This is a genomic window from Pseudomonas sichuanensis (genome assembly GCF_003231305.1).
GTDB classification, from domain to species: domain Bacteria; phylum Pseudomonadota; class Gammaproteobacteria; order Pseudomonadales; family Pseudomonadaceae; genus Aquipseudomonas; species Aquipseudomonas sichuanensis.
The window spans coordinates 22,404-46,787 of sequence record NZ_QKVM01000051.1 but is presented as its reverse complement, the minus strand read 5'-3'; the positions used below and the strand labels follow the sequence as shown (position 1 = coordinate 46,787).

The window sequence follows — 24,384 nt, the reverse complement described above, 5'->3', positions numbered from 1 at the left end:
GTCCTACGGCTGATCGCTTAACGCGAAGCCAGCAGTTCCTTGCCGCGCACCACGGCCGCACGCACCTGCGCCGGCGCGGTACCGCCGATGTGGTTACGGGCATTGACCGAGCCTTCCAGCGTCAGTACGGCAAACACATCCTGCTCGATCTGGTCGCTGAACTGGCGCAGCTCGTCCAGGCTCATCTCGGCCAGGTCCTTGCCGGTGTCCACGCCATACTTGACCGCATGGCCGACGATCTCGTGGCAATCGCGGAACGGCAGGCCACGGCGCACCAGGTAGTCGGCCAGGTCAGTGGCGGTGGAGAAGCCGCGCAGGGCCGCTTCACGCATGATCGCGTGCTTGGGCTTGATCGCCGGGATCATGTCGGCAAAGGCGCGCAGCGAGTCGCGCAGGGTGTCGGCGGCGTCGAACAGCGGCTCTTTATCTTCCTGGTTGTCCTTGTTGTAGGCCAGCGGCTGGCCTTTCATCAGGGTCAGCAGGCCGGTCAGGGCGCCGAACACACGGCCGCTCTTGCCACGCACCAGCTCCGGTACGTCCGGGTTCTTCTTCTGCGGCATGATCGAGCTGCCGGTGCAGAAGCGATCGGGCAGGTCGATGAACTGGAACTGGGCGCTGGTCCACAGCACCAGCTCTTCGGAGAAGCGCGACAGGTGCATCATCGCGATGCTGGCGGCAGCGCAGAATTCGATGGCGAAGTCACGGTCCGAGACGCCGTCCAGCGAGTTGCCGGCCACGGCTTCGAAGCCCAGCAGCTTGCAGGTCAGTTCACGGTCGATCGGGTAGGTGGTGCCGGCCAGCGCGGCGCTGCCCAGGGGCATGCGGTTGGCGCGCTTGCGGCAATCGACCAGGCGCTCGTAGTCGCGGCTGAGCATTTCGAACCAGGCCAGCAGATGGTGGCCGAAGGTCACCGGCTGGGCGGTCTGCAGGTGGGTGAAGCCGGGCATGATGGTCTCGGCTTCGCGCTCGGCCTGCTCCAGCAGGCCCTGCTGCAGGCGGGTGATCTCGGCCAGGATCAGGTCGATCTCGTCGCGCAGCCACAGGCGGATGTCGGTGGCCACTTGGTCGTTGCGGCTACGGCCGGTGTGCAGCTTCTTGCCGGTGATGCCGATGCGGTCGGTCAGGCGTGCTTCGATGTTCATGTGCACGTCTTCCAGGTCGACGCGCCAGTCGAAACTGCCGGCCTCGATCTCGCCCTGGATGGTCTTCAGGCCATCGATGATGGTGTCGCGCTCGGCATCGCTGAGCACGCCGACCTGCGCCAGCATGGTGGCGTGGGCGATCGAACCCATGATGTCGTGGCGGTACAGGCGCTTGTCGAAATCGACCGAGGCGGTGAAACGGGCGACGAAGGCGTCGACGGGCTCACTGAAGCGGCCGCCCCAGGACTGATTGGTCTTGTCGGTGCTCATGGATTCACTCGTTGAAGGCGTGAACGAAAAAAGTGCCGCGATCATAGCAGGGTTGCGCCCGCCACCGCAGGGGCGCTGGTCGAGAGAATCGTCTGATAGAGAGGGTGCATGGCAGATTCAACGAATGAACGGCAGTGTTCCACGGACCGTCTACAGTTGGACAAAGGACTGGCGGTGAATCTGCCAGGCCAGTGAATCTTTGGCCTTCGCACCGGTCTGTAGCGTGACCGCTTACCAGTCACCCCACACCTGTCTACGCTATACCCGTGCGAGACTCACTCAGGAATCCAGCGCAATTATGAATGTCCTGATCGTTGATGACGAACCCCAAGCCCGCGAACGCCTGAGCCGGTTGCTCGGCGAGCTGGAGGGCTACACCGTGATGGAGCCCAGCGCCACCAACGGCGATGAGGCCCTGGCATTGATCGAAAGCCTCAAGCCCGACGTGGTGTTGCTCGATATCGGCATGCCGGGCCTCGATGGCCTGCAGGTCGCCGCGCGGCTGTGCGAGCGCGAGGCGCCGCCTGCCGTGGTGTTCTGCACCGGCGATGATGAATACGGCAGCCAGGCGTTCAAGGAAAGCACCCTCAGCCATGTCGACAAGCCGATCCAGCCCCAGGCCCTGCGCGACGCGTTGCGCCGCGCCGAAAAACCCAATCGTGCCCAACTGGCGGCGTTGACCCGGCCTGCCGGTGAAACCGGCGGCCCACGCAGCCACATCAGTGCCCGCACGCGCAAGGGCATCGAGCTGATCCCCCTGCCGCAGGTCATCTATTTCATCGCTGATCACAAGTACGTCACCCTGCGCCACGAGGCCGGTGAAGTTCTGCTCGATGAACCGCTCAAGGCGCTGGAGGACGAGTTTGGCGAGCGTTTCGTGCGTATCCACCGCAACGCCCTGGTCGCCCGAGAGCGCATCGAACGCCTGCAACGCACGCCGCTGGGGCATTTCCAGCTCTATCTCAAAGGCCTGGACGGTGACGCGCTGACCGTCAGCCGGCGCCATGTGGCCGGTGTGCGCAAGATGATGCAGGCACTCTGACAAGCCGGGTCGGGCCCGTGGGAGCGGGCTTGCCCCGCGGTTGACCCACATCTGCTTGCCCTTCGGCAGAGCTGTTATCATCGACAGCATTTCTCTGCATCGGGGCGCTTCATGTCCACTCGCGAAATCCGCATTGCCACCCGTAAAAGTGCCTTGGCCCTGTGGCAGGCCGAATACGTAAAAGCCCGCCTGGAGCAGGCCCACCCTGGCCTGCTGGTCACCCTGGTGCCGATGGTCAGCCGCGGCGACAAGCTGCTCGATGCGCCGCTGGCGAAGATCGGCGGCAAGGGCCTGTTCGTCAAGGAGCTGGAAACCGCCCTGCTCGACAACGAAGCCGACATCGCCGTGCATTCGATGAAGGATGTGCCCATGGACTTCCCCGAAGGCCTGGGCCTGTATTGCATCTGCGAGCGTGAAGACCCGCGCGATGCCTTCGTTTCCAATACCTTCCAAAGCCTCGAAGCACTGCCGGCCGGCAGCATCGTCGGCACCTCCAGCCTGCGTCGCCAGGCCCAGTTGCTGGCGCGCCGCCCCGACCTCGAGATCCGCTTCCTGCGCGGCAACGTCAATACCCGCCTGGCCAAGCTCGACGCCGGCGAGTACGACGCCATCATCCTCGCCGCCGCCGGCCTGATCCGCCTGGGCTTCGAGGACCGCATCACCGACACCATCAGCGTCGACGACAGCCTGCCGGCCGGTGGCCAGGGCGCGGTGGGCATCGAATGCCGCAGCGCCGACAGCGAGATCCATGCGCTGCTGGCGCCGCTGCACCATGTCGATACCGCCGACCGGGTGGTTGCCGAACGTGCCCTGAACAAACGCCTGAACGGTGGTTGCCAGGTGCCCATCGCCTGCTACGCGGTGCTCGAGGGCGAGCAGTTGTGGCTGCGTGGCCTGGTCGGCCAGCCATCCGGCGGCACCCTGCTGGTGGCCGATGCCCGCGCCCCGCGCGCCAATGCCGAGGCGCTCGGCGTGCAGGTGGCCGAGGACCTGCTCGGCCAGGGCGCCGAGGCGATCCTCAAGGAAGTCTACGGCGAGGCCGGCCACCCGTGAGCCCCTGGCGCCTGCTGCTGACCCGCCCTGAAGAGGACTGTGCGGCACTGGCGCAGTCACTGGCCGAGGCGGGCATTGCCAGTGCCAGCCTGCCGTTGCTGGTGATTGAAGCGATCGAGCCGGACACCGCGCAGCTTCAGCGCCTGCGCGGCATCGCCCAGGCGCAGGCGATCATCGTGGTGAGCAAGCCGGCTGCGCGCCTGCTGCTCGACCAGCTCGACCAGGCCGGCATCGCGCCACCGCCCGAGGGCTGGTTCACGGTGGGCGAGGCAACGGCGCGGATCCTCCAGGGCTGCGGGCTGCGGGTAACCTTTCCGGCGAGCGGTGATGACAGCGAAGCCTTGCTCGGCCTGCCGGCCCTGTGCGAGGCCATCGCGCGGCCTGAGCCCCGTGTCCTGATCGTCCGCGGCGTGGGAGGTCGCGAACTGCTGGCCGAGCGTCTTGCAGAGCAAGGTGCTAGTGTCGATTATCTGGAACTGTATCGCCGCTGCCTGCCGCATTATCCGGCGGGCACGCTGGCGCGCCGGGTCGATGGGGAACGCCTCAATGGCCTGGTGGTCAGCAGTGGGCAGGGTCTGGAACACTTGCAACAGATAGCGGGTGCGGATTGGCCACGGCTTTCACGCCTGCCCTTGTTCGTGCCCAGCCCGCGGGTCGCCGAACAGGCCCGCGCGTTGGGCGCCCAACAGATTGTGGATTGCCGTGGCGCCAGTGCCGCGGCCTTGCTGGCAGCCGTGCAGCGAACTGCTGTACCTGCCCCTTAAGGCGCTAAGCTTGAGCGATGCGCCGCCATGCAAAGGATGGATACGTGAGCGAAACGGTCTTGCCCCACACTGAACAGAACTCGGTGCCCGAGGCGCCGCAAACCACTACCGCACCGGCTGGACGCTCTGGCAGCGGGCTGGCGGTGCTGGCCCTGCTACTGGGCGCCGCCGGGGTCGCGATCGGCGGCTGGGGTGCCTGGCAGGTGCGCCAGTTGCAAAGTAGCGAACAGGGCCAGGGCGAGCATCTGCAAGCGCTCAACCAGCGGGCCGATGCGTTGCAGCAACGCGAGCAGCAGCTCACCACGCAACTGGCCAGCCTGCCCGCAGCCAGCGAGCTGGAGGACCGTCGGCGGCTGGTGGCGCAACTGCAGGGCGACCAGCAGCGGCTGAGCCAGCGCCTTGAAACCGCGCTCGGCGAAAGCCGCAAGGAATGGCGCCTGGCCGAGGCCGAGCACTTGCTGCGCCTGGCCACGCTGCGCCTTTCGGCACTGCAGGACATCGCCAGCGCCAAGGCGCTGGTCGAGGGCGCCGACGAGATCCTCCGCGAGCAGAGCGACCCGGGCGCCTTCGCCGCCCGCGAACAACTGGCGCGCAGCCTGGCCACGCTCAACAGCACCCAGCAGCCAGACCGCACCGGGCTGTTCCTCAAGCTCGCCGCCCAGCGTGAACAGGTGCAGCAGCTCAGTGCCCAGTCGCCGGAATTCGAGAGCCAGGCCGATGCCATGGGCGCGCTCACCGCCGACGGTGACGGCGCCAGCCGCTGGTCGCAGTGGTGGGCGGAGCTCTCCAAGTACTTCCAGATCGAGTTCAACGCCGACGACAACGTGCGCCCGCTGCTTTCCGGGCAGTCGCTCAACCAACTGCGCCTGGCGCTCAGCCTGACCATCGAGCAGGCCCAGTGGGCCGCGCTCAACGGCGAGGCCAAGGTCTACACCCAGGCGCTGGACGATGCGCGCAGCGTGCTGCTGGCCAACTTCAACCCGGACAACCCGCAAAGCAAAGCCATGCTCGACAGCCTCAACCAGCTGGCCGAGCAACCGGTGTCGGTGGTGACCCCAGACCTCAGCGAAAGCCTGGCCGCCGTGCAGGCCTACATCCAGCGTCGCCACCTGCCGGCCGAAGCTGAAGGGGCCAAGCCATGAAGCGCGTCTACCTGCTGGCGGTGCTGGCGATCGTGGTCGCCGCGGCGCTGGGCATCGCCATCGCCAAGCACAGCGGCTACGTGCTGATCGCCTACGGCGGCTTCCGCTATCAGTCGGGGCTGTGGGCGGCACTGGGGGCGCTGGTCGGCATCGTTGTATTGCTGTTGGTGCTGCGCTACCTGGTCGGGCTGGTGCTGACCTCCAGTGGCGTGGTCAACCCCTGGTCGCGGCGCAACCGTGGCCGCCGTACCCGGATCGCCATCGAGCAAGGCCAGCTGGACCTGGCCGAAGGCCGCTGGAGCAGCGCCCAGCGCCATCTGCAGCGCGCCGCCGAATCCGAACGGCAACCCCTGCTTTACTATCTTGGCGCCGCCCGCGCCGCCAACGAGCAGGGCCGTGTCGAAGACCGCGACAACCTGCTCGAGCGTGCGCTGGAGCGTCAGCCCCAGGCCGAGCTGGCCATTGCCCTCACCCATGCCCAGTTGCAGATGGACCGTGGTGAAAGCGAGGGTGCACTCGAAGCGCTGCAGGCCATGCAGGAGCGTCACCCGAACAACGCCCAGGTATTGCGCCTGCTGCAGCGCCTGCACCTGGAGCGCGATGACTGGCCGGCGCTGATCCGTCTGCTGCCCGACCTGCGCAAGCACAAGGTGCTGCCAGCCAACGAGCTGGCCGAGCTTGAGCGTCGCGCCTGGGGCCAGAACCTTGGCCTGGCGGTGGCCCGTGGCACCGACCCACAGACCGCGCGCCAGGCGTTGGAGCGCGCCTGGCAGCAGCTCACCGCGGCGCAGCGCCAGGAGCCAGGGCTGGTGCTGGCCTACGCCGAGCAGTTGCGCCAACTGGGTGCCCAGGGCGAGGCCGAGCAGGTGTTGCACGGCGCGCTCAAGCGCAATTACGAAAGCCACCTGGCGCGCCTTTATGGCTTGGTGCGCGGCGATGACCCGGCGCGTCAGCTGCAGGCTGCCGAGGGCTGGTTGAAAGACCATTCGCAGGATCCTAGCCTGCTGCTGACCCTCGGCCGGCTGAGCTTGCAAAACCGTTTGTGGGGCAAGGCCCGTGATTACCTGGAAAGCAGCCTGCGGTTGCAGCGCAACCCGGAAACCTGCGCCGAACTGGCGCGGCTGCTGGCCGGGCTGGGCGAAACCGAGCGCAGCAACCAGTTGTTCCAGGAGGGCTTGGGGCTGCTCGACGAGCGCCTGCTGGCCCTGCCGCTGCCTGAGGGCGTTCAGGCCTGACCGCTTGCCAAGCCCGTACGCTGTGCGGGCTTGGCGGGTGGTTCACATCTTCATGTGGTTAAGCGATTTTTCTTCGTCAGTCGCCGGATTATTCCTACCTTCCGCAGCATTGATTCGTTGCCAATCAGCGACTTGTCCGCGCTGTAGCGCCTTGATACAAAGCGCCCCTTTCCTCTACCGTTTCAAGTCACTTTTTCCTTTCGCGGACATCCATTGCCCATGTCGCTGGCCTGCTTGCGCAGCTTGTTCCTTCCCGCTTTCCTGGCTTCGTTTGCCGTGCTCGTGGCGTCGTTTCGCCTGGAGTCCGTCGTTGGCCTGGTACCCTGCGCCCTGTGCTTCAGCCAGCGCCTGATGCTCGGGTTGTACGCGCTGATCAGCCTGGTGGCAGTCATCCATTTGCCGGGGGTACGCGGCCTGCGCGGTTATGCGTGGCTGACGCTGCTGTGCGCGTTAGGCGGCGCGCTGCTGGCCGGGCGGCATGTCTGGTTGCAAAGCGAGCCGCTGCCGGTGGTGGATTGCCAACTGCCGGTGACGCATCTGATGCAGCGGCCGATTGGCGAAATCGCCAGGTTGCTGTTGCTCGGTAGCCCGGATTGCGTATCCATCAGTTGGAGCTTCCTCGACCTGACCTTGCCGGAGTGGAGCCTGCTGGCATTCCTGTTGCTCGCCGCGCTGCCGCTGTCGTGGCTACTGGCGTACCGGCTGCGCCAGCGCGCGGCAAGTTGATCCAGCGCAACGCGCAAGGTGTTGCTCGACCAACGGTGTGTGGGAAAGGGATTAAACGCTTGTATGAACTTTGTGTGCTGCGTACCTTGAAGGCCAAGTCGCACGGGAATAATCTCCCAGCACGGATACCGAAATCACAACTGCCCGATGCCGTCCTGCTGATGTCACCTTTGTGCCACGCACTTGTGTCGCGAGGTGCAGCGGCATCTACCCAGAAGGGAAGAGATCGCCATGCTCGATAGTTGCCAGAACGCCCAGGAACGCTGGGGCGGTGTTCACAAGCTGATCGATCGTTGGCTGGAGGAGCGCCAGGAATTGGTGCAAGCCTTCCGCGCATTGCGCGATGCCAAGCCGGCCTTTGCCGACAAGGACCAGAACCGCGATTTCTGCGGGGTGCTGGTCGATTACGTGTCAGCCTGGCACTTCGAAGTCAGCGAGCAGCTGGTCAGTGAAGCCAAGGCCTTTGGCGACACCCGCGGCCTGGAGCTTGCCACGCAGATCAACCCCCGCATCGATGAAAGCACCCAGATTGCCCTGGCTTTCAATGACCATTGCGACAAGGGCGAATGCACCGACCCCGAGCGTTTCGCCGAGAAGCTCGGCAAGCTGGGCAGCCTCTTGCACGAACGTTTCGAGCTGGAAGACTGCCTGATCGAAGTGCTGCACAACGCGCACAAGGCCGAGGACGCGGTGCAGGCCTGACTCAGTCGGCCACGGCCAGCAGTTCGATCTCGAACACCAGGGGGGTGTAGGGCGCGATCAGGTCGCCCGCACCTTCGGCGCCATAGGCTTGCGCCGAAGGGATCACCAGCCGCCATTTAGACCCCGCCTTCATTCTTGGCAGTGCCACCTGCCAGCCCTCGATCACCGAGCCGAGCTTGAACCACTGCGGTTTCTCGCTCTGGTCGAACACTGTGCCATCCGGCAGCTTGCCCACATACCGCACCTGCACGCTGCCGCTGGCTTTGGGCTGTGCGCCGGCGCCGCTGGCCAGCTCGCTGTAGAGGATGCCCTCGGGCAATGCGTGTACACCTGCACGGGCACGTTCTGCGGCCATGAAGCGTTTTTCTGCTGCCAGCAGCGTGTCCACCCGGGCCTGTTCGGCAGCCGCGTTGGCCTGTTCATCGTGCTGTTGCAGAAGTGCCTGCATGCGTGATTTGGCCACCCGTGGCGGTTCGCCCTGATAGGCCTGGCGCAAGCCTTCGACCAGCGCATCGAGTTGCAGGCCCGGCACTTCCTGGCGCAGCCGTTCGCCCAGGCTGGCGCCGATGCTGTAGGCCAGGTCATTGTCGGTATTACTTTCGGGGGCGGCCAGCGCAAGCGGGGCCGCCAGGCACAAGCCGAGCATCAGATAACGTGGCATGGTCGAGTCCTGCTGCAGTGAGGGCGAAGTATGCCAGCCTTGTTGGCGGAACATGTGTAAATGTCCGCAATACAATAATGACCAACTACACTTGTTTTTTGCTGCAAGACAACAACTTTGCCCAGGCATGCAACGCGGCGCTACCGATACTGTCAACATGCCCTAGCGGCGGTAGCAGCAGAAGCATAGTATGAGCCGCACTCTCGTCAGCCAGGAGGTAAATCATGTCGGCTAAAAAGAAGCCAGTCAGTACGCCATTGCACCTGCTTCAGCAACTTTCGGGCAGCCTGCTCGAACATCTGGAAGATGCCTGCTCTCAAGCGCTGGCGGATGCCGAGAAACTGTTGGCCAAGTTGGAAAAACAACGCGGCAAGGCACAGGAAAAACTGCACGGTGCCCGCCTGAAGTTGCAGGACGCCGCCAAGGCCGGCAAAGCCAAGGCACAAGGCAAGGCACAGAAAGCCGCTGGTGAACTTGAAAGCCTGCTCGAGTCGCTCAAGGATCGCCAGACCCAGACCCGTACTTATATTCAGCAACTCAAGCGTGATGCCCAGGAAAGCCTGAAACTTGCCCAGGGTGTCGGCAAGGTGCGCGAAGCGGCGGCCAAGGCCCTCGACCTGCGCGCGGCGGCACCGAAAGCTGCTGCCAAGCCGGCCACCAAGCCTGCAGCAGCAAAAGCCCCGGCTAAAGCCGCCGCTGCCAAGCCAGCCGCCAAACCTGCTGCTTCCAAAGCCCCGGCCAAAGCTGCCGCTGCCAAGCCGGCCGCCAAACCTGCTGCTGCCAAGGCCCCAGCCAAAACTGCCGCCGCCAAGCCAGCCGCCAAACCTGCTGCTGCCAAAGCTCCGGCCAAAACTGCCGCTGCCAAACCGGCCGCCAAACCTGCTGCTGCCAAAGCCCCGGCTAAAGCCGCCGCTGCCAAGCCGGCCGCCAAACCTGCTGCTGCCAAGGCCCCGGCCAAAGCTGCCGCTGCCAAGCCGGCCGCCAAACCTGCTGCTGCCAAGGCCCCGGTCAAAGCTGTCGCCGCCAAGCCGGCCGCGAAACCTGCCGCCGCCAAGCCTGCAGTGACCAAGGCGCCAGCCAAACCTGCCGCCAAGCCCGCTGCCGCCAAACCTGTCGCCAGCAAGCCAGCAGCGCCTGCCGGCAACGCAGCACCTGCCGCAGCGGCCAGCCCGGCTACACCAGCAGCACCTGCCAGCACCCCAGCTCAGTCGCCGTCCACGGCCTCCTGAAGCTCCCGGGCCGCGACGCGCAGCTGTTGCAGCGCGTCGTGGTCGCGGGCCTGGGTTGGTGCAAGCCGGTCCAACCATCCTTCGCTGTCGCCAGCTACAGCAGGCCACGCCTGCACCACCAGCGCCAAACGCTCCAGCAGCGTGCGTTCAGCCTGTAACTCCAGCGCCTTCACTTGATCGCGCAGCACGGCCAGTTGCGGGTCGGCCTGTGCGTGTTCGCGCCATTGCCGTCGCAGTGCCCGCAGCGGCATGACCACTTCCCGCTGCCAGGGGCCGGCCACGGCCTGCAGCGCCTGGATGCGTGTTTCGTCAACGGCCACGGCCTGAGCCTGCAGCCAGGTACCGCAAAGCAGCAGGCAGACATCGCCGCCCAGTTCCTGCAAGGTCAGGCAGGCTGCTTCGACGCCCGGCCGCGCATACAGCGCCAGGGCATGATTCCACAGGTCGGTGTGCATGGTTTCACTCGCGCCAGTGGTCAGCGAAGCTGGTAGACTCCGCGACCATCATGATCAGACTATCCAACCTCACTTTACAGCGTGGTCCGCAGCGCCTGCTAGAAGGCGCCGAGATGACCTTGCACACCGGTCACAAGGCCGGCCTGATCGGCGCCAACGGCGCCGGCAAATCCAGCCTGTTCGCCTTGCTGCGCGGTGAGCTGTCGCCCGATGGCGGCGACTGCCTGCTGCCCGGCGACTGGCGCATCGCCCACATGCGCCAGGAAGTCGATACCCTCGAGCGCATCGCCGTGGACTATGTGCTCGATGGCGACGTGCGCCTGCGCAAGGTCCAGGCCGAACTGGCGGCTGCCGAACAGGCGCACGACGGTACCGCGCTGGCACGCCTGCACAGTGAGCTGGACAGCGCCGACGGCTACACGGCCGACGCCCGTGCGCGCAAGCTGCTGGCCGGCCTTGGTTTCACCAACGAGCAGATGGACCGCCGCGTCGGTGACTTCTCCGGTGGCTGGCGGATGCGCCTGAACCTGGCCCAGGCATTGATGTGCCCGTCCGACCTGCTGCTGCTCGACGAACCGACCAACCACCTCGACCTTGATGCCATCCTGTGGCTGGAAGACTGGCTCAAAGGCTACCCGGGCACGCTGTTGCTGATCTCCCACGACCGCGACTTCCTCGACGCCGTGGTCGACCATGTGCTGCACGTCGAGCAGCGCAAGCTCAATCTCTACAAGGGCGGCTACAGCGCCTTCGAGCGCACCCGCGCCGAACGCCTGGCGCAACAGCAGCAGGCCTACGAGAAGCAGCAGGCGCAGCGCGCGCACATGGAAAAGTACATTGCCCGCTTCAAGGCCCAGGCCACCAAGGCCCGCCAGGCGCAGAGCCGGATCAAGGCCCTGGAGCGCATGGAAGAGTTGACGGCGGCGCATGTCGATTCGCCGTTCGACTTCGTCTTCCGCGAGTCGGAGAAAATCTCCAGCCCGTTGCTCGACCTGTCCGAAGCCCGCCTGGGCTATGGCGACAAGGCCATCCTCGAGAAGGTCAAGTTGCAGCTGGTGCCAGGCGCGCGCATCGGCCTGCTCGGCCCCAACGGCGCGGGCAAGTCGACGCTGATCAAGAACCTTGCCGGTGAGCTGCAGCCCTTGGCCGGTCGCCTGGTGCGCGGCGAGAACCTCGCCGTCGGCTACTTCGCCCAGCACCAGCTCGATTCGCTGGACGACAAGGCCAGCCCGCTGCTGCACCTGCAGCGCATCGCGCCCGCTGAGCGTGAGCAGACGCTGCGCGACTTCCTCGGTGGTTTCGACTTCCACGGCAACCGCGTCGACGAGCCGGTGGTCAACTTCTCCGGCGGCGAGAAGGCCCGCCTGGCCCTGGCACTGATTGCCTGGGAACGGCCCAACCTGCTGCTGCTCGACGAACCTACCAACCACCTCGACCTCGAGATGCGCCTGGCCCTGACGATGGCCCTGCAGGAGTTCGAAGGTGCCGTGGTGGTGGTCTCCCACGACCGTCACCTGCTCAAGAGCACCACCGACGACTTCCTGCTGGTGGCCGACGGTAAGGTCGACACCTTCGACGGCGACCTCGACGACTACAGCCGCTGGCTGGTCGAGTACCGTCAGCGCAACGCACCTGTCAGCACTGCACCGGTCAACCCGGACAAGACTGACAAGAAGGCTCAGCGCCAGGCCGCTGCCGCCCTGCGTCAGCAGCTGGCGCCGCACAAGAAGGCCGCCGACAAGCTCGAAGCCGAGCTCAACCAGGTGCATGCGCAGCTGGCAGAAATCGAGACCGCGCTAGGCGACAGCGGGCTGTACGAAGCCGCGCGCAAGGATGAGCTGCGCGACCTGCTGGCCCGCCAGACCAAGCTCAAGCAACGCGAAGGCGAGCTGGAAGAGGCCTGGATGGAGGCGCTGGAAACCCTGGAAAGCATGCAGTCCGAGCTCGAGGCGCTGTCCTGATGGAGGAACTGCGCTCCTTGCTGCCAGGGCAATGGATGGACACGTTCTGGCTGGGGTTGCAGATCCTGCTGATCCTGATCGTTGCGTTCATCCTGCAGCGCATGGTCGCCCGTGGGCTGAAGAGCCTGGGCGAACGCTACCCCTTGCCGCACGAGCTGATGGTGCCGGTGCGCGGTGCCCTGCGCTGGCTGATCATGGGCAGCGGCTTGCTGTTCGTGTTGGAGCGCATGGGCGTGTCCGCCACGGTGCTGTGGACGGCCTTGTCGGGCTTTGTCGCGGTGGCGGCCGTGGCCTTCTTCGCCATCTGGAGCGTGCTTTCCAACCTGCTGTGCGCGGTGCTGATCTTCACCGTCGGGCCATTTCGCATCGGCGATGTGGTCGAGCTGGTCGACACCACCGACAAGCCAGGGGTGAAGGGCCGAGTGATCGCCATCAACCTGCTCTACACCACGCTGATGGAAACCCCCGAGGCGGGCGGGGCGCTGGTGCAGGTGCCGAACAGCCAGTTCTTCCAGAAGGCTGTGCGGCGCTGGCGGGGGGCTGAGGCTTCGGTGGCACTGCAAGAGGCACCTGTCGAGAGCGACTGACAGGGTTTTGCTCGTTGCAATCGCGGGGCAAGCCCGCTCCCACGCCAATCATGGACTGCCGCGCAAAGAGTGGATGGGTGTTCAACAGATGGCGTGGGAGCGGGCTTGCCCCGCGATCGTTTCAAGCAGAAAAACTGCTGGTTATTTTTTCGCCAAAACCGTAGCTTAACGTTTTGTAACAAACGTTCGAGCGAGGTGTGTGATGTCGATGGAAACCTGGTTGGCCTTCTTTGCCGCGTGCTGGGTCATCAGTCTGTCGCCGGGTGCCGGGGCCATTGCCTCGATGTCCAGCGGCCTGCAGTACGGTTTTTGGCGTGGCTATTGGAACGCCCTGGGCCTGCAATTGGGCCTGATCCTGCAGATCGCCATCATCGCCGCCGGTGTCGGCGCCGTCCTCGCCGCCTCGGCCACCGCCTTCCAGCTCATCAAGTGGTTCGGTGTCGCCTACCTGGTTTTCCTCGCTTACAAACAATGGCGTGCACTGCCGATGGACATGAGCGACGAGTCCGGCGTGCGGCCAATCGGCAAGCCGCTGAGCCTGGTGTTCCGCGGCTTTCTGGTCAACGTCAGCAACCCCAAGGCGCTGGTGTTCATGCTCGCGGTGCTGCCGCAGTTCATCGACCCCCATGCACCGCTGCTGGCGCAGTACCTGGCGATCACCGTGACCATGATCAGCGTCGACCTGCTGGTGATGGCCGGCTATACCGGGCTGGCTTCGCGGGTGCTGCGCCTGCTGCGTACGCCCAAGCAGCAAAAGCGCATGAACCGCACCTTCGCCGGCTTGTTCATCGGCGCGGCGACCTTCCTCGCCACCCTGCGCCGCGCGCCAATCTGATCGATAGTGCTGAATATTCGCGGGTAAACCCGCTCCCACAGGTGCACCACTACTCTCCAGGTCAGTGGTGCACCTGTGGGAGCGGGTTTACCCGCGAATGCCGCAACGCTATTTGGGTTTGTCCACCAATCCCTTGAGCAGATCCAGCGGCAGTGGAAACACGATGGTCGAGCTCTTGTCCCCGGCGATGGAGCCCAGCGTCTGCATGTAGCGCAGCTGCATCGCCCCGGGTTCCTTGCCCAGCATCTGCGCCGCCTGCATCAGCTTCTCCGAGGCCTGCAGCTCACCCTCCGCGTGGATCACCTTGGCCCGTCGCTCGCGTTCGGCTTCTGCCTGGCGGGCGATGGCGCGGATCATCGATTCGTTCAGGTCGACATGCTTGATCTCGACGTTGGCCACCTTGATGCCCCAGGCATCGGTCTGGGCGTCGAGCACTTCGCGGATGTCGCCGTTGAGCTGTTCGCGCTCGGCCAGCAGTTCGTCCAGCTCGTGCTTGCCAAGCACCGCGCGCAGGGTGGTCTGGGCCAGCTGGCTGGTGGCCGCGAGAAAGTCCTCGACCTGGATGATCGCCTTCTGTGGGTCGAGCACACGGAAGTACAGCACCGCGTTGACCTTGACCGAGACGTTGTCGCGGGTGATCACGTCCTGTGGCGGCACGTCGAGCACCACCGTGCGCAGGTCGACCCGCACCATCTGCTGGATCCCCGGGATCAGGATGATCAGCCCCGGGCCTTTGACCTGCCAGAAGCGCCCAAGCTGGAACACCACGCCGCGCTCGTATTCGCGCAGGATGCGCAGCGCCGACAGCAGCAGTAGCGCCACCAGCACGACCAGTGTGCCGAAACCGAATTGCATGAACATCGTCACTCTCCTGGCGCCGTTGGCGCGGTGGCGCTGACTTCCAGCATCACGCCGTTGCGTGCGGTCACCCGCACATGCTGGCCGGGTTGCAGTGGCGTGGCGCACTGCGCCTGCCATTGTTCGCCCTGGGCCTGTACCGAGCCGTGGAACGGGTTGTCCGCCTGCACGAAGGTCACCGTGACCAGGCTGCCCACCAGCCCGGCGTCACCACTGACCAGGGCTCTGCGGCGTGCCTTGATCGCCATGCCCAGCACGCCGCCGAGCAGCAATGCCGAGAGCACGGCGAGGCTTGCGATCAGCGCCAGCGGGATGCCGAAGCCGGGGGCGTCGGTGTCCATCAGGATGACGGCGCCGGCAATGAACGCGACGATGCCGCCGAAACCGACCACGCCGAAGCTGGGCAGGAACGCCTCGGCGACCATGAACGCCAGCCCGAGCAGGATCAGTGCCACGCCGGCATGGCTCACCGGCAGCAGCTGCAGCGCATACAGCGCCAGCAGCAGGCAGATGCCGCCGACCACGCCGCCGACCCCGGTGCCGGGGTTGATGAACTCGAACAGCAGGCCGTACACCCCGATCATGATCAGGATCAGCGCCACGCTGGGGTTGGTGATCACTGCCAGCAGGCGCGTGCGCCAGTCCGGCAGGTGCTCGACCACAGTGGCTCCGACGGTTCTCAGTTGTATGGTCTGGCCGGCGGCAACCAGGCTCTGGCCATCGAGCTGGCGCAGCAGTTCCGGCAGGTCGCTGGCCACCTGGTCGATCACTTTCAGGCGCAGGGCCTCGCTGGCCGACAGGCTGACCGCCTCGCGCACGGCCTTTTCCGCCCAGTCGGCATTGCGCCCGCGCAGCTGGGCCAGGCCACGGATGTAGGCGGCGGCGTCGTTGACCTGTTTACGGGCGAGGGTGTCTTCGTTGTTGTCGGCGGCCTTCTCGGGGCTCCCCGGCATGCCGATCTGCACCGGCGTGGCGGCGCCCAGGTTGGTGCCGGGGGCCATGGCCGCGATATGGCTGGCGTACAGGATGTAGGTGCCGGCGCTGGCCGCCCGGGCACCGCTGGGGGCAACGTAGGTGGCCACCGGCACGGGGCTGGCAAGGATGGCCTTGTTGATCTGGCGCATGGCGCTGTCGAGCCCGCCGGGGGTGTCGAGGCGGATCACCAGCAATTGCGCGCCCTGCGCCTGTGCCTGTTGCAGCCCGCGCAGCAGGTAGTCGGCGCTGGCCGGGCCGATGGCGTCGTCGATGCTCAGCAGCCACACGCTCCCCCCGGGCGCGGCTTGCCCACCCGGGGCAAAGCCGAGCAGCAACAGCAACAGCAACACGCGCCAGCCGTGAGCGATCACCTGTCGTCACCTCATGGGGGCCTGTAATTGAAGTTTAGCTGTGGCCGCTTGCCTGCGGCCTAAACTTGAAGGTGGGGGCGAAACCGGAGGTGCATCATGCGTATGGCCAAGACCCTTCAGCAGCGCCTGGACCAGGCCAACTGCGACTACGACATTGTTCCCCACCCACACTCGGCCACCAGCCTTGAGTCAGCCCGGACGGCAGGCGTCCCTGCTGAACGGGTCGCCAAGTCGGTCATGCTCGATGACCGCCATGGCAACTACATCATGGCCGTGCTGCCGGCCAACCGGCATCTGGACATGACCGAGGTGCGGATGACCGGCGCCTGGCAACTGACCCGTGAAAGTGCGCTACCGATGCTGTTCGGTGATTGCGAACGTGGCGCCGTGCCGGCACTGGGAGATGCCTATGGCATGAAAATGCTGCTCGATTCGAGCCTTACCCGCCAAGGCGATGTCTATCTTGAGGCGGGTGACCACGATCACCTGATTCACATGAGCATGGAGCAATACTTGAAACTGGTGCCGCACGCTGAAGTGCGCGAACTGAGCTGATGCTCGCAACCAACGCCGGGCTGGCGTCGTGGACGATCGGCCCGGCCCAAGGAGTGAACCATGGAAGCGCCGATCCACAAGTTTTCCGAACTGTTCAAGCAACTGGGCCTGCCCGACGACCCTGTCGGTATCGACCAGTTCATCACCAGCCACTCGCCCCTCAAGGGTGATGTGAAGCTGGTCGACGCACCCTTCTGGAACGACGCCCAGCGAGGCTTCCTGAGGGACAGCATCAATGAGGATGCCGACTGGGCAGAGCTGTTCGATCAGCTCAATGAAGCCTTGCGTCGCCCCCGTAAATAAAGCGCCGAGCGGCACCTGATGGGTGACGGGGCCGTTGCTATGCTCAGGAAAACAACAAGGGGATGGCGCGATGAAAGATCCCTACGCACCGGGTTTCTGGTGCACCGTGACGATCCTGGGCACCCTGACCGCCGGTTACTTCTACGGTATCCGGCACACCCAGCAGATGAACCAGGCCGTGCAGTTCCTGTATGCCGCCGCCGCCATCACCGCGGCGGTTGCCTTGTGCGGGCTGGCATGGATCGCCTGGGAATACCTGCACCTGAACAAGCGCGAAGTCGCCCAGGGCCGAACGTTGCTGACCATCTGGAACACCAAGGTCGCCCTGCGCCGGGTCGAAACCGTGTTCGACCGCTATTTCTGGGGCAGCTACTGGCATTCCGGGCGGACCTTCGAAGAAGTCATGGGCGAACTCAAGGGCACGCCACTGGAGCAGAGCCTCGACGCCCTCAAATTGCAGTGCCGTGAGCTCGACCGGGAAATCCACGATCACCACCATCACTGGCTGGCCAATGCCCGCGACCTGTCCAGCGTGGCCACGGCCATGGCCCGTGAGCGCTATCAGCTGGACCTGTGTGACGCGCCGATACGGGATGGCGGCAATACCGCCGTGCTCAATCGCGATCTGGAAGTGCTGATTTACACCTGGTCGGCGCGCCTGCGCAGCTTCGACCATCAGCTGGACGAGCTGGAGCGCGCCTATCACTAGTCACTAGCGAGGGTCATTCGCCGCGGATGTACTGCTCCAGTTGCTGGATCAGGTTGGCCTGCTCGGCGATGGTTTCCTTCACCAAGTCGCCGATCGACAGCAGCCCCAACAGCGCGCTGCCATCCACTACCGGCAGGTGGCGCAGGTGGCGATCGGTCATCAGTTGCATGCAGTAATCAAGCTTTTCCTTCGGCCCTACAGTGACCACTGGCGCGCTCATGATTTCACGCACCGGAGTGGCGGCCGAAGAGCGCCCTTTGAGCACCAGCTTGCGAGCATAGTCGCGCTCGCTGACGATCCCCACCACCCGGTTGTCTTCCACCACAGGCAGTGCGCCGACGTTTTTCTCCGCCAGCATTTTCAAGGCATCCAGTACCGAGTCATCAGGGCCGATGGTGTAGACGGTCTGATGCTGGGACTTGGTCTTGAGGATTTGTTCGACGTTCTTCATACGGGCCTCGGCGGGTGGAAAAAGCGCTGTGTCGGAGTAAATAAAGCATCCGGTACGGCGCTCTGCACGGTAATGCAGGAAACGGCATCGAGACGATTGAAAAACGTCATGGTTGCAGGCGCATGAAAAAAGGCGGCCCGAAGGCCGCCTTGTCATTCCTGCGCAGGCTGCACTCAGACCAGGCCTTTGGGGCTCGGGCCGAAGCGGTTGTTGCCAGGAGTGCCGTCCTTGAACAGGAATACCAGGCCAGCGATCGGCACCAGCAGCCACCAGCCGCTGTGATTGCTGTCATGCATTCGGCGCACAGCAACGGCAATGCCCGGGATCATGACCGCCAGGGTGTACACCAGGCTCAGCAGCGGTTTGGTGCCGAGCACGTTATCGAGGTAGCCGATGGCGATCGTGATCAGCAAGTTGAACAGCACGAACATCCAGTATTCCTTGCGGCGTGCACGGCCTTTGAACACTGCGTACTTCTTCAGGACTTCGAGATAGGGAATGCCGTTGCTCACTCCGACGCTACCTGCGAAGCCACCGTTGGTGGCAGTGGCGGCCTGGGTTGCGCCGCAGCCTGGGCAGCTCAAGGCCGATTGATGGATCTGTTTGGCGCAGCCTCGGCAGAACACCATGCTCATTTGTTTTCCCTCACATTTGGATTAGCTTGCGGATTTCAGGCCGACCAGGCGCAGCAGCCAGATGCTTGCCGTGACAACGCCGGCGCTCGCCAAGCCGTTGCCGGGTTTGTTCTGGTTGATGCCGACGACACCGAGGATCAGGCTTGAGCTTGCGAACAAGCCTGGCCCCAGGAGGGTTTCGCCCTCCCGGGCGGAATCATCGAACAGGGTCATGGCACACAGAATGCCAAGCATCAGGGAAACGATACCCATCCACGGCGATTCGCCGCGCTCAGGTCTCGTGGAGGACGTTGCGTGCTGTTGAGCACTGCATTGGGGCCAGGCAGGTGCCGTTTTGTGCATCTGCCTGGCACAGCTGCGGCAATAACCATTGCTATCGCAAATCCTTTTGTGGCGTTCGCCGAACGCATCCCTGTTCGCATACCGTGTCACCCGTCCGGGTGGCCGGCGCAGAGATTACTATATATTTCATGGGTGGCGAAATAGTGGCGTCAAAAAATTCGCGCCCGTCCTGCAGCAACGAAAAAGGCGCCCGCAGGCGCCTTCCGGTTGCAAGTTCGAGGCTCAGAGCTTCGGCATCTGCCCGATCCGCGCCACCATCTCGCTGACGATCTGCAGATCGAGCATGAACTGCTCCACGGTCTTGAACTCGTTGTCGTTGTGCCCGGTGTACTTCACGTCCGGCATGGCCAGGCCGAACTGCACGCCGTTGGGCAGGTCATGCACCGAGGTGGCGCCGGCAGAGGTGCCGAACTCGTGCTTCATGCCCAGGTTCTCGCTGGCCACCGCAAGCAGGGCCTTGACCCATTCGCCCTGCGGGTTGCGGTACATCGGCTCGTCCAGGCTGTAGTCGAACGCCACAGCGGTCTTGCTCTTGGCCGTCCAGCTGTCGAGCTTGCCGGAAATCTCGCCCTTGAGCGTGTCCAGCGCCTTGCCTTTGGGGATGCGCAGGTTCACCGCCAGCTTCAGCGCCTTGTCATCCAGGCCGACGAAGGTCAGCGAGGTGGTCAGCGGGCCCATGAACGCGTCCTTGAAGCCCACGCCGAGCTTGTTGCCCAGGTAGTCCAGGCCCCAGTTGTCGGCGGCGTAGCGGGCGGCGTCGGTGATGTGGTTGTGCTTGAGCGGCACCTGTTTGCCCAGGCCGTTGAGGAACACCAGCATGCGCGCCACCGGGTTGACCCCCGACTCGGGCTCGGAGGAGTGGGCCGACACGCCGGTCACGGTCAGCAGCACCTGCTTGCCGTCGACCTTGGCGTCGATGCTGAAGTTGCCACCGTTGTGTTTGACGAAAGCAGCACCGGCCTTGTTCAGGGCCTTGGCCAGCTCGGCCGGCTTGTCGCCGATCAGGGTCGCCACCGAGTTGCCGGGGATCTGGTTGGTGGCCAGGCCACCGGTCAGGTTCACCACCTCGGCGCCCTTGCCGCTGCCGGCACGCTTGGCGAAGGTGGCCATGACCGTGCCGTAGCCTTTCTCGGCGATCACCACCGGGTAGCCGCCGTCCAGTGCCAGGTTGTAGTCGGGCGTGGCGTTGCGCTCGAAGTAGTAGGGGATGGCGTCGCCGGTGGTTTCCTCGGTGGTGTCCACCAGCAGCTTGAACTGGCGAGCCAGCGGCAGCTTCTCATCCTTGGCCACTTTCAGCGCATAGAGCGCGACGACGATGCCGTTCTTGTCGTCCTCGGTGCCGCGACCGTACATGCGATCGCCCACCAGGGTGACCTTGAACGGGTCGAGCTTGGTGCCGTCGGCCAGCTTCCAGTTGGCCGGGGTGACCGGTACCACGTCGGCGTGGGCGTGGATGCCGATGACTTCCTTGCCTTCGCCGAGGGAGATCTCGTAGACACGGTTGTCGATGTTGCGGAAGGTCAGGCCGAAGCCCTCGGCCAGGGACTTGATCTTATCGGCGATCTTGAGGAACTCGGGGTTCTCGTGCTGCTCCACTCCCTCTTTGCGATAGGTCGGGATCTCCACCAGCTCACGCAGGGTTTCGGTGGCGGCCTTGCCGTACTTGATGCGCGTGTACAGGCCCAGCAGGCGGTTGATCTCGTCCTGTTGCTCGGCTGCCAGCGGCTTGCCGGCCAGGTACTGCTTGAGGGTTTCGTCGAGCTTGTCGGCCTTGGCAAGGTCACTGCCGGCCAGCTTGCCGAGGAACTGCTTGAAGTCGGCCGGGTCGCTGCCGTCGTAGGCCTTGATGATGGCGGCGGACTGTTGCTGGGACAGGTTGGCCTGGGCCGGGATCGAGAACATGGCCACGCTGGCCAGCAGCAGCGATGTGGCGCAGAGCTTGGTAAATGGCATGGTCGTGCGCATTCCTTTGCAAGTGAGGGGAGTGTGTCCGTTTACGCAAACGGAAGATGCCCACGCTAACACCAATGACTGCCTGCGGGGGAGAGGTGGCAATGTGCACTCAGTCGCAAATCGGCAGGCACAAAAAAGCCCCGCCGGTGTGAACCGGGCGGGGCTTTTGGCGCGCTGTCAGTGATACAGGGGTGCCGCTGACAGCGTGAAATTCATGGCGCACTCGGCGGGATTCGAACCCACGACCCCTGCCTTCGGAGGGCAGTACTCTATCCAGCTGAGCTACGAGTGCAACGGGCCGCATGATACCCATCTGTGCAGGTGACGTCCATCGCCTTGATATGAGGGTGTTTTTCCAGGGAGCCCGAGCGCGGGGCAAGCCCGCTCTCACGCTGGGAACCTGATCTATCCATATGCAATCTTGGTATTTCTCACGGCGCTGTTATGCCCGCTATCTTCTGGTTACAACTTGTTATAACAAGTCAGCCGACAGAGAAGACCATGGCCGAACTGCTCCCGCTTTCTCCCGTACCGCTCTACACCCAGCTCAAGGAACTGCTGCGCGAGCGCATCCTCGACGGCAGCTACCCACCGCACAGCCGCATGCCCTCGGAAAGCGAGCTGGGCAAGGCCTTCGACGTCAGCCGCATCACCGTGCGCCAGGCCCTGGGCGACCTGCAGAAGGAAGGGCTGATCTTCAAGATCCATGGCAAGGGCACCTTCGTCGCCAAGCCCAAGGCGTTCCAGAACGTCAGCACCCTGCAGGGCCTGGCCGAGTCGATGACACAGATGGGCTACGAAGTGCTCAACCGCCTGCGCAGTTTCCGCCATGTACCGGCCAGTGCGCTGGTGGCGCAGCGGCTGCAGGTCGAGGAAGGCAGCCTGGTCACCGAGATCCGTCGGGTGCGCCTGATCAACCGCGAGCCGGTGTCGCTGGAAATCACCTGGCTGCCGCACAACGTCGGCGAGAAGCTGGAGAAGGCCGACCTGGTCACCCGCGACATCTTCCTGTTGCTGGAGAACGACTGCGGCCTCGCCCTCGGCCATGCCGACCTGGCCATCGACGCGGTGCTCGCCGACAGCGACCTGACCCAGGCGCTGGGCGTGGAAGAGGGCGCGCCGATCATGCGTATCGAGCGCCTCACCCACACCGCCGACGGCGCCCCGCTGGACTTCGAACACCTCTATTACCGCGGCGACGCGTTCCAGTACCGCCTGCGCATCGACCGCCAGAAGGGGGGCAAGGCATGAGCATTCAGCCCCAGGACTACGACATCGTCGTCATCGGTGGCGGCACCGCCGGGCCCATGGCCGCGATCAAGGCCAAGGAGCAGGACAAGACCCTGCGCGTGCTGTTGCTGGACAAGGCCAACGTCAAGCGCAGCGGCGCCATCAGCATGGGCATGGACGGCCTGAACAACGCCATCATCCCCGGGCATGCCACGCCCGAGCAGTACACCAAGGAAATCACCGTCGCCAACGACGGCATCGTCAACCAGGCGGCGGTGCATGCCTACGCCACCAAGAGCTTCGAGACCATCGAGCAGCTCGACCGCTGGGGCGTGAAGTTCGAGAAGGACGAAACCGGCGACTACGCGGTGAAGAAGGTCCACCACATGGGCGCTTATGTGCTGCCCATGCCCGAGGGCCACGACATCAAGAAGGTGCTGTACCGCCAGCTCAAGCGCGCCCGGGTGGAAATCAGCAACCGCATGGTGTGCACCCGCGTGCTGCTCGATGCTGCAGGCGCCGCCGCCGGGGTGCTCGGTTTCGACTGCCGCAGCGGCGAGTTCCGGGTGATCCGCGCCAAGGCGGTTGTGCTCGCCTGCGGCGCCGCCGGGCGCCTGGGCCTGCCGTCGTCGGGCTACCTGATGGGTACTTACGAAAACCCCACCAATGCTGGTGACGGCTATGCCATGGCCTACCACGCAGGGGCGGAGCTGGCCAACCTGGAATGTTTCCAGATCAACCCGCTGATCAAGGACTACAACGGCCCGGCCTGCGCCTACGTCACCGGCCCCTTGGGCGGCTACACCGCCAACAGCAAGGGCGAGCGCTTCATCGAGTGCGACTACTGGAGCGGGCAGATGATGTGGGAGTTCCACCAGGAACTCGAAGGCGGCAACGGCCCGGTGTTTCTCAAGCTTGACCACCTGGCCGAGGAGACCATCCAGAACATCGAAGAGATCCTGCACAGCAACGAACGCCCCAGCCGTGGCCAGTTCCACGCCGGGCGCGGCACCGACTACCGCCAGCACATGGTCGAGATGCACATCTCCGAGATCGGCTTCTGCTCCGGGCATTCGGCCTCGGGGGTGTGGGTCAACGAAAAGGCCGAGACCAGCGTCAAGGGCTTGTACGCCGCCGGCGACATGGCCGCGGTACCGCACAACTACATGCTCGGCGCTTTCACCTATGGCTGGTTCGCCGGGGTGAATGCCGCGCAGTACGTGGCCGGGCGAGAGTTCGCCGAGGTTGACGCGCAGCAGGTCGAACGCGAACAGGCGCGGGTGTTCGCACCCTTGCAGCGTGAGCACGGCCTGCCGCCGGCCCAGGTCGAGTACAAGCTGCGACACATGGTCAACGACTACCTGCAGCCGCCCAAGGTGACCAAGAAGATGGAAATCGGCCTGGCGCGCTTCGCCGAAATCGAACGCGACCTTGAGCAGATGAAGGCCAACAACCCCCATGAGCTGATGCGTGCCATGGAGGTTTCGGTAATCCGCGACTGCGCCGAGATGGCCGCGCGGGCCTCGCTGTTTCGCAAGGAGAGCCGCTGGGGGCTGTACCACCACCGAGTCGATTTCCCCGAGCGCAATGATGGCGAGTGGTTCGTGCATTGCCATCTGAAGAAGGGCGAGGACGGTGAGATGACCAGCTTCAAGAAAGCGGTGGAGCCGTACCTGATCCCGCTGGATGCCGAGGAACAGACCGCGTACGACCGGCTGCGTGTAAAGGCCGATGCCGCATAGGCAACACCGAACCCTGTGGGAGCGGGTTTACCGGAGTGCCGGACCACCGCGAAGAATCCAACACGGTGCATGGCACCGGCTTCGCCGGTGTTCGCGGGTAAACCCGCTCCCACAGGGAAATCTGCAAGCCTTTAGATAAAGGGCGCCCAAGAAGGCCCCAAGGACCCCGTGAAAATGGCCTATCAACCCCAGGAAATCTTCTTTCGCAGCAGCGCCCCGGTGACCATCGACGAAGACAAATGCATCGCCGAAAAAGGCTGCACGGTCTGCGTCGAGGTCTGCCCCATGGACCTTCTGGCCATCAACCCGGCCACGCAGAAGGCCTACATGGCCTTCGACGAATGCTGGTACTGCATGCCCTGCGAGAAGGACTGCCCCACCGGCGCGGTGAAGGTCGATATCCCGTACCTGCTGCGCTGAACCCGAACCACCCGCCATCCGGCCGAACCACCGGAC

General features: G+C 64.6%; 26 protein-coding genes and 1 tRNA gene. 17 read left to right on the top strand and 10 right to left on the bottom strand.

Annotated features, from left to right (window positions below):
* Positions 1–17 precede the first annotated feature (17 nt).
* A complete protein-coding gene (gene argH / locus DM373_RS22870) occupies positions 18–1,412 on the bottom strand; it encodes an argininosuccinate lyase (protein ID WP_110995743.1) in 1,395 nt (464 codons plus the stop codon).
* Between the two features lie 298 nt (positions 1,413–1,710).
* Here argH and DM373_RS22865 point away from each other — a divergent pair, with 298 nt between their 5' ends.
* The 7 genes from DM373_RS22865 (at position 1,711) to rsd (ending at position 8,076) form a co-directional block, all read left to right on the top strand.
* On the top strand, positions 1,711–2,454 hold the full coding sequence (locus tag DM373_RS22865) for a LytR/AlgR family response regulator transcription factor (protein ID WP_110995742.1): 744 nt from the start codon (positions 1,711–1,713) through the stop codon (positions 2,452–2,454).
* 111 nt (positions 2,455–2,565) lie between these two features.
* The gene (gene hemC, locus DM373_RS22860; RefSeq protein WP_110995741.1) at positions 2,566–3,507 is read left to right on the top strand and encodes a hydroxymethylbilane synthase; all 942 of its coding nucleotides are present in this window, start codon (positions 2,566–2,568) and stop codon (positions 3,505–3,507) included.
* Positions 3,504–4,271 carry a uroporphyrinogen-III synthase gene (locus tag DM373_RS22855; protein WP_110995740.1) on the top strand — a complete coding sequence of 256 codons (768 nt, stop codon included), beginning with the start codon at positions 3,504–3,506 and terminating at the stop codon, positions 4,269–4,271. Before hemC ends, DM373_RS22855 begins: the two co-directional genes overlap by 4 nt.
* 44 nt (positions 4,272–4,315) lie before the next feature.
* A complete protein-coding gene (locus tag DM373_RS22850) occupies positions 4,316–5,413 on the top strand; it encodes a uroporphyrinogen-III C-methyltransferase (RefSeq protein ID WP_110995739.1) in 1,098 nt (365 codons plus the stop codon).
* A complete protein-coding gene (locus DM373_RS22845; RefSeq protein ID WP_110995738.1) occupies positions 5,410–6,648 on the top strand; it encodes a heme biosynthesis HemY N-terminal domain-containing protein in 1,239 nt (412 codons plus the stop codon). Before DM373_RS22850 ends, DM373_RS22845 begins: the two co-directional genes overlap by 4 nt.
* A 219-nt stretch (positions 6,649–6,867) precedes the next feature.
* Positions 6,868–7,374, top strand: coding sequence for a disulfide bond formation protein B (locus DM373_RS22840; RefSeq protein ID WP_110995737.1), 507 nt, complete (start codon positions 6,868–6,870; stop codon positions 7,372–7,374).
* 231 nt (positions 7,375–7,605) lie between these two features.
* Positions 7,606–8,076 carry a sigma D regulator gene (gene rsd, locus DM373_RS22835; protein ID WP_110995736.1) on the top strand — a complete coding sequence of 157 codons (471 nt, stop codon included), beginning with the start codon at positions 7,606–7,608 and terminating at the stop codon, positions 8,074–8,076.
* Between the two features lies 1 nt (position 8,077).
* Here the strand turns inward: rsd and DM373_RS22830 are convergent, their stop codons facing one another.
* A complete protein-coding gene (locus tag DM373_RS22830; protein WP_110995735.1) occupies positions 8,078–8,737 on the bottom strand; it encodes an FKBP-type peptidyl-prolyl cis-trans isomerase in 660 nt (219 codons plus the stop codon).
* Between the two features lie 224 nt (positions 8,738–8,961).
* Between DM373_RS22830 and DM373_RS22825 the strand changes: the two genes are divergently transcribed.
* Entirely contained in the window at positions 8,962–9,966 is a 1,005-nt protein-coding gene (locus DM373_RS22825; RefSeq protein WP_110995734.1) for an AlgP family protein, read from the top strand.
* Here DM373_RS22825 and DM373_RS22820 read toward each other — a convergent pair.
* Positions 9,942–10,421, bottom strand: coding sequence for a TIGR02444 family protein (locus DM373_RS22820; protein WP_110995733.1), 480 nt, complete (start codon positions 10,419–10,421; stop codon positions 9,942–9,944). The genes DM373_RS22825 and DM373_RS22820 overlap by 25 nt on opposite strands.
* A gap of 50 nt (positions 10,422–10,471) precedes the next feature.
* Here DM373_RS22820 and DM373_RS22815 point away from each other — a divergent pair, with 50 nt between their 5' ends.
* From DM373_RS22815 to DM373_RS22805, 3 genes are all read left to right on the top strand, one after another.
* On the top strand, positions 10,472–12,382 hold the full coding sequence (locus tag DM373_RS22815; protein WP_110995732.1) for an ATP-binding cassette domain-containing protein: 1,911 nt from the start codon (positions 10,472–10,474) through the stop codon (positions 12,380–12,382).
* Positions 12,382–12,969, top strand: a complete 588-nt coding sequence (locus DM373_RS22810; RefSeq protein WP_110995731.1) for a mechanosensitive ion channel family protein — start codon at positions 12,382–12,384, stop codon at positions 12,967–12,969. Before DM373_RS22815 ends, DM373_RS22810 begins: the two co-directional genes overlap by 1 nt.
* Positions 12,970–13,171: 202 nt before the next feature.
* Complete coding sequence (locus tag DM373_RS22805) at positions 13,172–13,804, top strand: LysE family transporter (RefSeq protein WP_110995730.1); 633 nt, start codon at positions 13,172–13,174, stop codon at positions 13,802–13,804.
* A 108-nt stretch (positions 13,805–13,912) separates the two neighbouring features.
* Here the strand turns inward: DM373_RS22805 and DM373_RS22800 are convergent, their stop codons facing one another.
* The gene (locus DM373_RS22800; protein ID WP_110995729.1) at positions 13,913–14,665 is read right to left on the bottom strand and encodes a slipin family protein; all 753 of its coding nucleotides are present in this window, start codon (positions 14,663–14,665) and stop codon (positions 13,913–13,915) included.
* Between the two features lie 2 nt (positions 14,666–14,667).
* Positions 14,668–16,008 (bottom strand): NfeD family protein, encoded by a 1,341-nt coding sequence (locus tag DM373_RS22795; RefSeq protein WP_110995728.1) that lies wholly within the window; start codon positions 16,006–16,008, stop codon positions 14,668–14,670.
* Between the two features lie 96 nt (positions 16,009–16,104).
* Between DM373_RS22795 and DM373_RS22790 the strand changes: the two genes are divergently transcribed.
* From DM373_RS22790 to DM373_RS22780, 3 genes are all read left to right on the top strand, one after another.
* Entirely contained in the window at positions 16,105–16,563 is a 459-nt protein-coding gene (locus DM373_RS22790; RefSeq protein WP_110995727.1) for an aminoacyl-tRNA deacylase, read from the top strand.
* 60 nt (positions 16,564–16,623) lie between these two features.
* Positions 16,624–16,866 carry a DUF2789 domain-containing protein gene (locus DM373_RS22785; protein ID WP_110995726.1) on the top strand — a complete coding sequence of 81 codons (243 nt, stop codon included), beginning with the start codon at positions 16,624–16,626 and terminating at the stop codon, positions 16,864–16,866.
* A gap of 70 nt (positions 16,867–16,936) precedes the next feature.
* On the top strand, positions 16,937–17,575 hold the full coding sequence (locus DM373_RS22780; protein WP_110995725.1) for an NADH:ubiquinone oxidoreductase subunit N: 639 nt from the start codon (positions 16,937–16,939) through the stop codon (positions 17,573–17,575).
* A gap of 13 nt (positions 17,576–17,588) precedes the next feature.
* On the opposite strand, the gene DM373_RS22775 is transcribed toward DM373_RS22780, so the two are convergent.
* From DM373_RS22775 to DM373_RS22755, 5 genes are all read right to left on the bottom strand, one after another.
* The gene (locus DM373_RS22775; RefSeq protein ID WP_110995724.1) at positions 17,589–18,026 is read right to left on the bottom strand and encodes a CBS domain-containing protein; all 438 of its coding nucleotides are present in this window, start codon (positions 18,024–18,026) and stop codon (positions 17,589–17,591) included.
* Between the two features lie 173 nt (positions 18,027–18,199).
* Positions 18,200–18,661, bottom strand: coding sequence for a DUF805 domain-containing protein (locus DM373_RS22770; RefSeq protein ID WP_167409856.1), 462 nt, complete (start codon positions 18,659–18,661; stop codon positions 18,200–18,202).
* A gap of 21 nt (positions 18,662–18,682) precedes the next feature.
* On the bottom strand, positions 18,683–18,874 hold the full coding sequence (locus DM373_RS29310) for a hypothetical protein (protein WP_244215120.1): 192 nt from the start codon (positions 18,872–18,874) through the stop codon (positions 18,683–18,685).
* Between the two features lie 351 nt (positions 18,875–19,225).
* The gene (locus DM373_RS22760) at positions 19,226–20,956 is read right to left on the bottom strand and encodes a dipeptidase (RefSeq protein ID WP_110995722.1); all 1,731 of its coding nucleotides are present in this window, start codon (positions 20,954–20,956) and stop codon (positions 19,226–19,228) included.
* A 215-nt stretch (positions 20,957–21,171) separates the two neighbouring features.
* Positions 21,172–21,248, bottom strand: a tRNA-Arg gene (locus DM373_RS22755).
* A gap of 209 nt (positions 21,249–21,457) precedes the next feature.
* Between DM373_RS22755 and DM373_RS22750 the strand changes: the two genes are divergently transcribed.
* The 3 genes from DM373_RS22750 to DM373_RS22740 all read left to right on the top strand — a co-directional run bounded on the left by DM373_RS22750 (position 21,458) and on the right by DM373_RS22740 (position 24,348).
* Positions 21,458–22,207, top strand: a complete 750-nt coding sequence (locus DM373_RS22750; protein ID WP_110995721.1) for a GntR family transcriptional regulator — start codon at positions 21,458–21,460, stop codon at positions 22,205–22,207.
* On the top strand, positions 22,204–23,928 hold the full coding sequence (locus tag DM373_RS22745) for a fumarate reductase/succinate dehydrogenase flavoprotein subunit (protein WP_110995720.1): 1,725 nt from the start codon (positions 22,204–22,206) through the stop codon (positions 23,926–23,928). Before DM373_RS22750 ends, DM373_RS22745 begins: the two co-directional genes overlap by 4 nt.
* Positions 23,929–24,102: 174 nt before the next feature.
* Positions 24,103–24,348 carry a 4Fe-4S dicluster domain-containing protein gene (locus DM373_RS22740; protein WP_008096634.1) on the top strand — a complete coding sequence of 82 codons (246 nt, stop codon included), beginning with the start codon at positions 24,103–24,105 and terminating at the stop codon, positions 24,346–24,348.
* Positions 24,349–24,384: the final 36 nt, after the last annotated feature.